At 67.9% G+C, this 10,949-nt stretch carries 12 protein-coding genes; 7 read left to right on the top strand and 5 right to left on the bottom strand.

What is annotated here, in order from left to right; all coding sequences use genetic code 11:
* Window positions 1-53: 53 nt before the first annotated feature.
* Window positions 54-572 (top strand): PH domain-containing protein, encoded by a 519-nt coding sequence (locus tag MCHUDSM44219_RS03445; protein ID WP_048416827.1) that lies wholly within the window; start codon window positions 54-56, stop codon window positions 570-572.
* 40 nt (window positions 573-612) lie between these two features.
* Window positions 613-1,206, top strand: a complete 594-nt coding sequence (locus tag MCHUDSM44219_RS03440; protein ID WP_048416847.1) for a YdcF family protein — start codon at window positions 613-615, stop codon at window positions 1,204-1,206.
* Here MCHUDSM44219_RS03440 and MCHUDSM44219_RS03435 read toward each other — a convergent pair.
* Window positions 1,199-1,570, bottom strand: a complete 372-nt coding sequence (locus tag MCHUDSM44219_RS03435; protein WP_048416826.1) for a hypothetical protein — start codon at window positions 1,568-1,570, stop codon at window positions 1,199-1,201. The genes MCHUDSM44219_RS03440 and MCHUDSM44219_RS03435 overlap by 8 nt on opposite strands.
* On the bottom strand, window positions 1,567-1,935 hold the full coding sequence (locus MCHUDSM44219_RS03430; RefSeq protein WP_048416825.1) for a hypothetical protein: 369 nt from the start codon (window positions 1,933-1,935) through the stop codon (window positions 1,567-1,569). The genes MCHUDSM44219_RS03435 and MCHUDSM44219_RS03430 overlap by 4 nt, the downstream gene beginning before the upstream one ends.
* 73 nt (window positions 1,936-2,008) lie before the next feature.
* Between MCHUDSM44219_RS03430 and MCHUDSM44219_RS03425 the strand changes: the two genes are divergently transcribed.
* The 4 genes from MCHUDSM44219_RS03425 to MCHUDSM44219_RS03410 all read left to right on the top strand — a co-directional run bounded on the left by MCHUDSM44219_RS03425 (window position 2,009) and on the right by MCHUDSM44219_RS03410 (window position 6,563).
* Window positions 2,009-2,728 (top strand): GAF domain-containing protein, encoded by a 720-nt coding sequence (locus MCHUDSM44219_RS03425; protein WP_048416824.1) that lies wholly within the window; start codon window positions 2,009-2,011, stop codon window positions 2,726-2,728.
* Window positions 2,729-2,870: 142 nt separating this feature from the next.
* The gene (locus MCHUDSM44219_RS03420; RefSeq protein WP_048416823.1) at window positions 2,871-4,406 is read left to right on the top strand and encodes a sugar transferase; all 1,536 of its coding nucleotides are present in this window, start codon (window positions 2,871-2,873) and stop codon (window positions 4,404-4,406) included.
* Between the two features lie 106 nt (window positions 4,407-4,512).
* On the top strand, window positions 4,513-5,172 hold the full coding sequence (locus tag MCHUDSM44219_RS03415; protein ID WP_413783575.1) for an undecaprenyl diphosphate synthase family protein: 660 nt from the start codon (window positions 4,513-4,515) through the stop codon (window positions 5,170-5,172).
* Window positions 5,173-5,174: 2 nt separating this feature from the next.
* Window positions 5,175-6,563, top strand: a complete 1,389-nt coding sequence (locus MCHUDSM44219_RS03410) for an FAD-dependent oxidoreductase (RefSeq protein ID WP_048416822.1) — start codon at window positions 5,175-5,177, stop codon at window positions 6,561-6,563.
* On the opposite strand, the gene MCHUDSM44219_RS03405 is transcribed toward MCHUDSM44219_RS03410, so the two are convergent.
* Window positions 6,560-7,222, bottom strand: a complete 663-nt coding sequence (locus MCHUDSM44219_RS03405) for a GtrA family protein (protein WP_048416821.1) — start codon at window positions 7,220-7,222, stop codon at window positions 6,560-6,562. The genes MCHUDSM44219_RS03410 and MCHUDSM44219_RS03405 overlap by 4 nt on opposite strands.
* An 85-nt stretch (window positions 7,223-7,307) precedes the next feature.
* Here MCHUDSM44219_RS03405 and MCHUDSM44219_RS03400 point away from each other — a divergent pair, with 85 nt between their 5' ends.
* Window positions 7,308-8,510 carry a 5-(carboxyamino)imidazole ribonucleotide synthase gene (locus tag MCHUDSM44219_RS03400; protein ID WP_048416820.1) on the top strand — a complete coding sequence of 401 codons (1,203 nt, stop codon included), beginning with the start codon at window positions 7,308-7,310 and terminating at the stop codon, window positions 8,508-8,510.
* Window positions 8,511-8,514: 4 nt separating this feature from the next.
* Here the strand turns inward: MCHUDSM44219_RS03400 and MCHUDSM44219_RS03395 are convergent, their stop codons facing one another.
* On the bottom strand, window positions 8,515-9,606 hold the full coding sequence (locus MCHUDSM44219_RS03395; RefSeq protein WP_048416819.1) for an NADH:flavin oxidoreductase/NADH oxidase: 1,092 nt from the start codon (window positions 9,604-9,606) through the stop codon (window positions 8,515-8,517).
* Window positions 9,603-10,943, bottom strand: coding sequence for an MFS transporter (locus MCHUDSM44219_RS03390; protein WP_048416818.1), 1,341 nt, complete (start codon window positions 10,941-10,943; stop codon window positions 9,603-9,605). Before MCHUDSM44219_RS03390 ends, MCHUDSM44219_RS03395 begins: the two co-directional genes overlap by 4 nt.
* Window positions 10,944-10,949: the final 6 nt, after the last annotated feature.

Genomic DNA, 10,949 nt, shown 5'->3' with positions numbered 1-10,949 from the left:
AGCGCCGCTGAGATTGGCCCGCGCGATCTACCGCCGCTGAGTACAGTGCCTGCGTGGGCTATCCCGAGAATGTGCTGGCGCAGGACGAACACGTCGTCCTGCACCGCCACCCGCACTGGGGGCGTCTCACCATCCCAGCGCTCGTCCTCATTCTGGCGACCGCCGCCGCCGCGTTCCTCGCCGGCTACGTCAACACTCTTGCCTGGGAGCCGTCCGCGAAGAACATCGTCTTCCTCGTCATCGCCGCCGTCTGGCTCATCCTCATCGGTTGGCTCTCGATCTGGCCGTTCCTCAACTGGTGGACCACCCACTTCGTCATCACCGACCGCCGGGTGATGTTCCGCCACGGCCTGGTCACCCGCTCCGGCATCGACATCCCGTTGGCCCGCATCAACAGCGTCGAGTTCCGGCACGGGCTGCTCGACCGCATCCTTCGCACCGGCACGCTGATCATCGAATCCGCCTCGCAGGACCCCCTCGAGTTCCACGACATTCCCCAGGTCGAGCGCGTCCACTCGCTGCTCTACCACGAGGTCTTCGACACCCTCGGATCGGAAGAATCCCCCAGCTGACGGACTGCGCATCGCTGCGCGCTCCAATACCGTGCAGACCATGGGGGACAGGCGACGCTCAGGAGTGCGCGCGGGACCGCTGCCGGCGGCCGTGATCGCCCTTGTCTTCATACTGTTCCTCAACGGCGCCACCGGTACCTTCTTCTTCGCTCACGCCCAACCGGACCCGCTGCGCAAAGTCGACGCCATCGTCGTACTCGGCGGCGAACACGACGGCCGGGAAGCGTACGGCCTCAAGCTCGCCGAGCAGGGCTACGCGCCCACCGTCCTCATTTCTGACGCGTACGGGCCAAGGGATGTCGTTATGGAGGAGGTATGCAAACCGCGCGCTGACGTCGAAGTGATTTGCAAGCGATCGAAATTGCAGACCACCCGCGGCGAAGCGCTTATGACCCGTGCTCTCGCCGAGCAGCGCGGCTGGCGGTCGATCATCGTGATCAGCTGGCGCTATCACATGCCACGAGCCCGATGGATATTTAATGCCTGCTTCGCCTCGCCTTCCCGATCTATAGTGATGCGCGACGTACCGCGCAGCTATCCGTTCTCGGTGGCCCGTTGGCAGTACACCTTCCTCTATCAGTACGCGGCCTGGGTCAAAGCCGAAGTCCAGGGCTCTTGCGACGGGATCAGCTGAGCTTCTTGTACAGCGTTGCCCCGCCGCGCACCGCGAGATAACCCAGCAACGCGAACGTCACCCCCACCACGCAGTACACCGCCAGCCTTTTGGTGATCCCCGCGGTGCTGCGGACCGGCGCGTCGCCGCCCACCCACGCCGGAGACGCCAGCGCGAACGCGACCATGCTCGTTGCAGACCCCAGCACGCCATAGCCCAGCACAGCCGTCACCTTCGGTGAAACCAGTTGTGCGCTCAGCATTCCCATCAGCCCGCACACCGATGCCGTCGCCAGCAGCAGCCGCGTCCCCGTGGGCCGGCGCATCAGAAGCGCGCCGATCGCCGAACCCGCCGCGCCGCCGAGGGCGACCAGCAGCCACGTCACCGTGCCACCATCCGCGCCGCCAGCAAGCCGCACAGCAGTCCGGCGACCGCCGCCGCCGGCGTCCCGATCAGGAACCCGATCGACAGCTTCGGTGGCTGGCTGATGGTGAGCACCGCCCACGCGCTGAGACTCGCCGCACTCGCACACGCACCGAACACCGCCACCCGCAGGGCCGACGTCAGCCCGGCCGCCACCAGAAACCCGGCCACCGCGAACGCGATTGCGGCCGTCACCGTTGTCGACACGAACACGTGGCGCGGCAACGGCCACGCCGTCGCCGCTCCGTACCGCACCAGCGCGCCCACCGTGCCGCCGACAACGAGAGCGGCCGTGTGAGTAGGAGATTGACGGTGTCGGGCGGGCACCAACTCAGGCTATGCGGACGCGGCTTTCGATGCTCGGGCACGCGCTGACGCCGATGTCAGATACCGTGGACGGGTGTCTGGTTCGCTGAAGCGTTTTGACGAATGGCTCAACCGCCAACTCGAGCAGTGTGCGCGCGACGCCGGTGAGGACGTCAACACCTATGTGGCGCGGGCGGTCGCGTCGAAGATGGTGGCGGACCAACGCCTGTCCGACAATGCTGCCGTCGAACGGCTCATGGAGCACCTGTCCGAGTCCGGCGTCTTCGCCGGCACCGACATGCCGAGTGTGTCCACCGTGATCGCCGACCCCGACCGGTTGCGCGCCCTGTATGCCACCGGGTTGCTCGACTCTCCGCGCGAGGAGATCTACGACCGCATCACCCGCGCGGCGGCCGATGCGCTGGACGCCCCGAACTCCTGCGTGACGCTCGTCGACGTGGACCGGCAATTCTTCAAGAGCGCCGCCGGGATGCAGGCGAACACGCCAGAGGAAAGGCAGACGCCACTCTCGCGGTCGATCTGTCAGTACGCAGTGGCTAATGGATTGCCGCTCATCCTCGAGGACGCCCGAGCTGACCCGGTGTTCAAGAATCATCCGGCGGTCCGCGACGGCACCGTCGTCGCCTATCTCGGTATCCCATTGACCGACGACAACGGCAACGCCGTCGGCACGCTGTGTGTATTCGACACCAAGCCGCGGCTCTGGGGGACCGGTCACGTACAGGTCCTGACCGATCTCGCCGGCCTCGCCGCCGAGCGCATCTTCGGTCCTGGCACGGGTCAAGGCCGCTGACGCACTGAGCTCAGCTATGCCGCGCGCCACTGTACCGTCGTTCAAGGTGGCAAATTAACATTCGCGGATGGCAATTTGACTGCAGCGGGCGCTCAGCACACTTAGAGTTGGGTTTCCTAGTGCCTTCCCAGGGGACCCGCGCATGCAGCTCGACACGAAGCACACGGTGCACACACCGAGCGCTCGGCCGACGACGCCGCTGCGCGCGGCGAGTACGCCGCTCGTGGTCGAGAAGCCGTCCTTATGGCACCGCCTGGTCGACTACCTCCGCAACGAATCGGGCTATGTCGCCGTCACTGTTGGGCTGGACATCTGGGCCGGCTTCTGGGCGGTGTTCTTCGCGCACCTGGTTTTCAGGGGGCAGGTCGACAGCCGGGGCGCCTTGACCTGGTCGTGGGTCTTCGTGCCGATACTGATCGTGATTCTGGCGACGCGGTCGATGTACAAGCGAAAGCTCGGTGACCGGTTCCTCGACGAGTTCGAGCCCGTCGAGACGTCGGTGGCGGTCTCGGCTCTCTTCACGCTCGCCGTGATGACGTGGGCAATTCCACCATTGGAGGTAGGCCAGCCAGTTCCGCCCTTCATCCCTCTCAGCCGCATCGCGCTGTGGACGTGGGTTTTCGCAGCGATTCTCGTTCCCGCGGTACGACTGTGCCGTTCGCTGACGCAGCGCTACCTGCGGCGCAAGTTCAACTTCGGCAAGCCGGCGATCATCGTCGGCAGCGGCCCGATCGCCCACCAGATCATCACCCGGATGCAGCAGGTGCCCGACTACGGACTGCGCCCCGTCGGCGTCATCGACGACACGCGGCCCGCGAGTGTCGAACTCGGGGGTGTCCCGTACCTCGGCACCACCGACAATCTCGAACGCGCGGTCGTGACATCGGGCGCCGAGAAGCTGATCATCGCGCACTCTGCGGTGTCCGACGAACAACTGGCGGCCGTCGCCCAGCGCGCGCACAACCTCGGCCTGAAAGTCCGTGTGGTGCCGCGCATGATGGACGTCGTCGGCGTCGGCGCCACCATCGAGCACATGGGTGGCATCCCGCTGATGGTGCTCCACCACACCAATCCGAAGGGCTGGCAGTTCGCGGTCAAGCACACCATGGATCGCACCTTCGCCACCGTCGGTCTGGTGCTGATCTCGCCGCTGTTCCTGACACTGATGCTGCTCGTCCGGCTCAGCTCGCCGGGGCCGATCTTCTTCGGACAGGACCGAATCGGCCGCGACAGCAAGGTGTTCCAGTGCCTGAAGTTCCGCAGCATGCGCCCCGCCGACCCCTCCGGTGAGGCCTTCCAGCTCAAGGATGGCGCGGCCCCCGGCGGTGTCGAGGGCGAGGACCGGCGCACCTGGATCGGCAAGATCATGCGCAAGACGTCGATGGACGAATTGCCCCAGCTGCTCAACGTGATCCGCGGGGACATGAGCCTGGTCGGTCCGCGGCCCGAGCGGCCCGAATTCGTCGACCTGTTCGAGATGCAGATCCGCCGCTACGGCGACCGGCACCGCGTCAAAGCCGGCATGACGGGCTGGGCGCAGGTGCACGGCCTGCGTGGGCAGACCTCGATCGCCGACCGCGCCGAGTTCGACAACTTCTACATCGAGAACTGGTCGATCCTGCTCGATCTCAAGACCCTCGCGCTGACGGTGCTCGCTGTACTGCGGCCCGCAGAGTGAGGCCGTTCGATGCGGGCCGGCGGAACATACGCACGCTGTTTCGTCCATTTGAATTCGCGTCGAACCGTTCTGTCATACGCTTTGCTCGGGGAGTAGATGGGTTGGGGTGGGTGTGGAGCAGGGACCGAACCACGTCGGATTGATTCCCGACGGCTTGCGGCGGTGGGCCAAGAGCCACGACACCACGCTCGCCGCCGCATATCTGCGCGGCGCCCACAAAGTGATCGAGATTCTGCAGACGCTGCAAGCCCATGGCGTACACACCGTGACGGTGTACAACCTGAGCCGGGCCAACCTCGGCCGCACCCCCGATGAACTCGACGCGGTGTACCAGGCGTCACTGCAGTTCCTCACCACACTGATCCCGGACCGGTTCGACCCGGCGAAGTGCAGCCTGCGTCTCTATGGCGATCGAAAAGCGTTGCCCGACAACTATGTTGCCGCCGCGCACGACCTCGAAGTCGCGATGACCGGGGATGCGTTCCGCATCAACATGCTCGCCGCCTACGACGCCTACGACGAGCTGCGCGAGGCCTCCCGGCGGGCCCAGCAGGACGGCTGCGACATCTCCTCGGCGTTCGAGATCGGCGACGTCGACCTCGTCATCCGCACCACCCCCGAGCCGCTGCTCAGCGGCTTCCTGCCGCTGCAGAGCCAGTACGCGCAGCTGCGCTTCCTGGACACCCCGCTCAACGACCTCACCACCGGGCACATCGACGACCTCATCGCCGAATTCCGCGGCGTCCCACAACTGCGGGGGCGGTAACTGTGGAGCGCGCGCCGCTGATCATCGGCGCCGGGCCGGCGGGCCTGTCGGCCGGCCTCGAACTGACCCGGCGTGGCGTCACCCCGACCATCCTCGAATCCACCGGCGGCATCGGCGGGCTGGCCCGCACCCAGGTCGACGGCGACTGGCGCATCGACCCCGGCGGGCACCGGTTCTTCACCCGCAGCGAGGAAGTCGCCGACCTCTGGCGTTCGCTGCTCCCCGAGGATCAGTGGCTCGTCGTGCCCCGCAGCTCCGCGATGCTCGTCAACAACCGCTACGTCCGATACCCCTTGATGGGGCGTGACCTGCTGCTTCAGCTCGCGATCGGTGACGTGGTACGCGGTGCCGGCGGCTACGCCTGGGCACGCTTCCGCCGCCAGACCCGCATCGAGCCGCGCGAGATCAGCTTCCAGGAATGGGGGCGCTCGGAGTTCGGCCGGCACTGGTACGAACTGTTCTTCGACGGGTACGTCCGCAAGACCTGGCTCGCCGACCCCGAGAACATCGCCAGCGACTGGGCCAACCAGCGCATCAAGCCGATCGGTTGGCAGCTGTCCAAACACGAGCAGGCCGCCGACCAGGACGTGTTCCGGTATCCGCGCTACGGGCCAGGTCAGCTGTGGGAAGCCGCGGCCAAGAAGCTCGCGAACGCCGGGGTCGACGTCAGGCTGAACGCGATGGCGGCCGGCGCCCGCTACGACGGCCGCACCTGGACGGTGACCACCGACCGGGGCGACGTCGTCAGCGGGGATGCGCTGTTCTCCAGCATGCCGCTGCGCGTGCTCGTCGACATGCTCGATCCCGCGCCGCCGGACTATATCCGCGCGGTCGCTGACAACCTCCGCCACCGCTCGCTGATCACCGTCGCGGTCGCGCTCCGCAAGCACTACGACATCCCTTACAACTGGGTGTACACCCCCGGCCCCAACTTTCACGCCGGCCGCATCCAGAACTACCGGCGCTGGTCGCAGGACCTCTGCCCCAAGGGCTTCAATGGCACCTACCTGGGCTTCGAATACTTCCTGCTACCCGACCAGGACCTGTGGCTGGCCAACGAGCACGGCCTGGGCGCGATCGTCGAACGCGATCTGCACCAGCTGGGCTTCAAGAACCCGCAGATCGAGCGGGTGATGATCACCCGGTCCAAGTTCGCCTACCCGATCCACGATCCGGCGCGCGACCGCAGCGTGGTGCGCATCCGCGACTACCTGCGCGAGCATTACCCGTCGCTGCACCCGATCGGCCGGAACGGCATGCACCACTACGACAACCAGGACCACGCGATGCTCAGCGCGATCCGCAGCGTCGGCAAGTACTTCGGCGAGAATGTCGACCCCTGGCAGGTCAACACCGACCTGAGCTACCACGAGCAGGGGCTGCGCCGCTAGGACGTCTTCGAGATCCGGGTCTCGGCGTCGTACTGCCGCGCTTTGCGGCGGCGCGACGACCGCATCGGCGTGACGGTGCCCTCGGCGGGGTGCCGGCTCTCGTACTCGTCCTCGAGCGCCTCGGCGATGCCGCCGCCGGTCAGCGTCGACTCCAGCGCCTTGTCCGGGTTGCGCGCGAACTCGTCGGGGAAGACGAAGCGGCGGAACGCCCAGAACCGGAACGCCATCTGCAACAGGTTGCCGACCACGTAGGCCGACACGAAGTCCGCGACGTTCTCGGTGAACAGGGAGACCATCGGCACGCGCAGCATCAGCACGTAGCTCGAGATCCACAGCGGGGCCATGCTCAGCAGTACGCCCACCCCGCTGACCCCGAAGAACAGCAGCGCCTCGTGGTGCTTCTCGCGGCCACCCCGGTCCCGGAAGCTCCACTCCCGATTCAGGATGTACGACGCGATCACCGCGACGATGCCCGCGATGATCTTCGCGGTCACCGGCTTGGGCTCGAGGATCGTCAGCTTCAGCGTGAAAAAGATCGCCGAATCGATGACGAACGTGGTGGCGCCGACGATGGCGAACTTGATGAGCTCATGGTGCCGCTCCGCGTAGGGACGGAGCGGCCCAGGGAGACGCTTGATCGTCGCATCGGCAAAGGACACAAGGAGCGAGTCTACGGAACGAACCCTTGAAACTCCCAAGCGCGAAGTAACCGCAGGTCAACGATGTGGTGTAGGTCATGACACGATGTACGGCGTGCCACGAACCGGATCCTCCCACCCCGTCGTCGCGATGGTCGGCGGCGGCCAACTCGCCCGCATGACCCACCAGGCGGCAATCGCGCTGGGCCAGACGCTGCGGGTGCTGGCCGTGCGCAGCGACGAGTCCGCCGCCCAGGTGTCGCCCGACGTCGTCCTGGGCCACCACACCGACTACGACGCGCTGCGCCGCGTCGCCGACGGGGCCACCGCGCTGACCTTCGACCACGAGCACGTCCCCACCGAACTGCTGGAGAAGCTCGTCGCCGACGGCGTCCCCGTCTACCCGCCCCCGTCGGCGCTGGTGCACGCCCAGGACAAGCTGGTGATGCGTCAGCGGCTGTCCGCCCTCGGCGCGCCCGTGCCGCGCTTCGCTTCTGTGACGAGCACCGGCGAGGCGGAGGCCTTCGCCGTAGAGGTCGGGGGAGCGGTCGTCATCAAGACCATCCGCGGCGGGTACGACGGCCGCGGCGTGGTCATGGCCGACACCCCCGAGGACGCCCGCGACATCGTCGCGCGCTACCTGGCCGACGGCGTGCCGGTGATGGTCGAGGAGAAGGTGGCGATGCGCCGCGAGCTGGCGGCGCTGGTCGCGCGGTCCCCGTTCGGGCAGGGCGCGGCGTGGCCCGTGGTCGAGACCGTGCAAGAGGACGGCATCTGTGTGACGGTGATCGCGCCGGCGCCGTCGTTGTCTTCCGAGGTGGCTTCTGCCGCTTCCGAATTGGCGTTGCGGCTGGCGTCCGAGCTGGGCGTGGTCGGGGTGCTGGCCGTCGAGCTGTTCGAGACCTCCGACGGTGCGCTGCTGGTCAACGAGCTCGCGATGCGCCCGCACAACTCCGGGCACTGGACCATGGACGGCGCCCGCACATCGCAGTTCGAGCAGCATCTGCGCGCCGTGCTGGACTACCCGCTGGGCGACACGACGCCGCTGACGCCCTACACGGTGATGGGCAACGTGATCGGGGCGCCGTCGACCCCCACGATGTCGATGGACGAACGCGTGCACCACCTGTTCGCGCGGCTGCCCGAGGCCAAGGTGCACCTCTACGGCAAGGAGGAGCGGCCCGGCCGCAAGATCGGCCACGTCAACATCGTCGGCGAGGACTGGGAGTCGCTGCGCGAGCGCGCCGAGCGGGCGGCACACTGGCTCTCGCACGCCGAGTGGACCGACGGCTGGGACCCGCACGCCTGAGGTCTCAGGTGAACGCCCGCGTGTACTGCGGGGGATGGGGCAGCGCGTGTCCCAGCGCGGCGGCGGCCTGCCGCGGCCATGCCGGATTGCGCAGCAGCTCCCGGCCGAGGAACACCGCGTCGGCCTGACCGCTCGCCACGATCGTCTCGGCCTGCTCCGCGTCGGTGATCAGCCCGACCGCGGCCGTCGGGATGCCCGCCTTGGCGCGGACCGCCTGCGCGAACGGCACCTGATAGCCCGGCCCCACCGTGATGGGGGCGTCGGGCACGATGCCGCCGCTGGAGACGTCGGCCAGGTCCACACCCCGTTCCTTGAGCAGTGAGGCGAGTTCGACGGCGTCGTCGACGGTCCAGCCGGGACGCTCGTCGTCGGTATCGCCGGCGAGCCAGTCGGTGGCCGAGGTGCGGAAGAACAGCGGCAGCTCCTCGGGCCAGTGCCGACGGACCTCGTCGACCACCTCGGTGGCGAACCGCATCCGGTTGGCCAACGAGCCGCCGTAGCGATCGGTGCGGTGGTTGGCCTGCGGGGACAGGAACTGGTGGATGAGATAGCCGTGCGCGCCGTGCAATTCGAGCACCTGGAAGCCGGTGTGCGCCGCGCGGGCGGCCGCCGTGCCGAAGGCCGCGATGATCGCGGCGATGTCCTCTTCGGTCAGTTCGGTCGGCTGGGGAAGGCGGCCGAACGCTTTGGGGCTGGGAGCCGTTGTCGGCCAACTGTTCTGGGTGCGCTTCGGATCCGGCCACGGCCGACCCGTCGAACCCTTGCGACCGGCGTGCACCAGCTGGATGCCCGGGACGGTGCCCAGCCCGCGGAGGAAGGCGGTGATTCTCTGCAGGGCCTCGGCTTGGGTGTCGTTCCACAGCCCCAGGTCGTAGTCGCTGCTGCGACCGTCGGGAAGGACCGCCGTCGCCTCCGTCATCACCAGCGCCGCCCCGCCGGCCGCGCGTGCCCCCAGATGCGCGAGGTGCCAGTCAGTGGGCGCGCCCGTCTCCGGGCCATCGGGGACCGCGGCGAACTGCATCATCGGCGACATCCACACGCGGTGGGCAAACGTGATGTCCCGCAACGTCAACGGATCGAACAGATGGGTGGTCATCGGACGCTCTCCTCGGTGTGCGGCTCCGCCGGCAGCGGCATGCCGCGGGTTTCGGGGGCGAAGGCCAGGCCGATCACCGCGACCACGCCCAGCGCCGCGACCGACGCGGTGGCCAGACCGAGATTCCCGTCGAACCACGACACCGCGATGACGCCCGCGACGAGCGGCCCGAACGCGGTGACGAACCGCCCCGCGCTGTTGCAGACCGCCAACGCCGTCGCCCGCACACTGACCGGGAACAGTTCCGGGCCGTAGATGAACGTGCCCGACAGCGCGCCGAACAACCCGAACCCGAGGATCGGCATCGCGAACAGGTACTCGGTGTAGGTGCGGTCGAACGCGAACGTCGCCACGATCGCCGCAGCCGAAACCGCGAAGCACAGCCCGAACGTCTTGCGCCGCCCGAACGCATCGGCGAGGAAACCCCACAGCGCGTACCCGATGATGCCGCCGGCGTTGAACAGCATCGAGGCGATCGCGACCCGGTGATCGGCCGTCTCCTTCGGCAGCCCGTCGGACGCGGTGAACTGGCGGATGATCTGCGGATACCACGTCGACACGCTCCAGAACGCGATCAGCGAGCCCGTCGCCAACGCGGTGCACACCAGCGTCGGGGTCAGCAGCGGCTTACTGAACAGTCGCTTGAGGACAAACGTGTCTTTTTCGTTGCGGCGCTTCCGCTCTCGGCGGCGGTCCAGGTGAGCGCCGACCTCCTCCGGCTCGGGAACGTACCGGCGGATGAACCAGACCAGCAGCGCCGGCAGCACCGCGAGGCCCAGCATCAGGCGCCAGCCGTAGTGGCCGAGTGCGGCGTACACCGCTGCGGCGACGAAGAACCCGCCGGCGTAGCCACTCATCATGATGCCGCCCGCGCGGGCGCGGAACCGGTTGCGCCACGTCTCGGCGATCAGCGCGGCGCCGACGGGCGCCTCCACCCCGGATCCGACGCCCGCGACGAACCGCAGAAGCGCCAGCTGCCACCACGTTTCGGAGAACGCGGCGAGCGCGGTGAACACCGCGTAGGTGAGGATGCCCAGCGACAGCACCCGGGTGCGGCCGAAGTAGTCGGCCAGGATGCCGAAGCAGATCCCGCCGACCGCCCAGCCCAGCAGGAACATCGTCACCGTCAGGCCGCCGTAGAGGCCGATGGCCGACGGGGTGACGCCGATCCCGCTGTTGGGCAGCAGCTCCGTCATCGTGGGCCCGAGCACCAGCACGTAGAGGCTGCCGGCGAAACCGTCCAGGCCCCATCCGAGCGTCGTCCCGGCGAGCACCAGCCACTGGGTGCGGGTGATCTCCCGGTGCCAGGTGGTGTGGGGTGGCGTCTTGGTGGTCATGTGCTG

It is taken from the genome of Mycolicibacterium chubuense (assembly GCF_001044255.1).
In the GTDB taxonomy this organism is placed as follows: domain Bacteria; phylum Actinomycetota; class Actinomycetes; order Mycobacteriales; family Mycobacteriaceae; genus Mycobacterium; species Mycobacterium chubuense.
This window is presented reverse-complemented; position numbering and strand designations above follow the sequence as displayed.

Bases quoted from the DNA above. Each gene is read 5' to 3' on its own strand.
- MCHUDSM44219_RS03440 (WP_048416847.1), top strand. From the start codon at position 613: ATGGGGGACAGGCGACGCTCAGGAGTGCGCGCGGGACCGCTGCCGGCG.
- MCHUDSM44219_RS03420 (WP_048416823.1), top strand. From the start codon at position 2,871: ATGCAGCTCGACACGAAGCACACGGTGCACACACCGAGCGCTCGGCCG.
- MCHUDSM44219_RS03400 (WP_048416820.1), top strand. From the start codon at position 7,308: ATGTACGGCGTGCCACGAACCGGATCCTCCCACCCCGTCGTCGCGATG.
- MCHUDSM44219_RS03395 (WP_048416819.1), bottom strand. From the start codon at position 9,606: ATGACCACCCATCTGTTCGATCCGTTGACGTTGCGGGACATCACGTTT.
- MCHUDSM44219_RS03390 (WP_048416818.1), bottom strand. From the start codon at position 10,943: ATGACCACCAAGACGCCACCCCACACCACCTGGCACCGGGAGATCACC.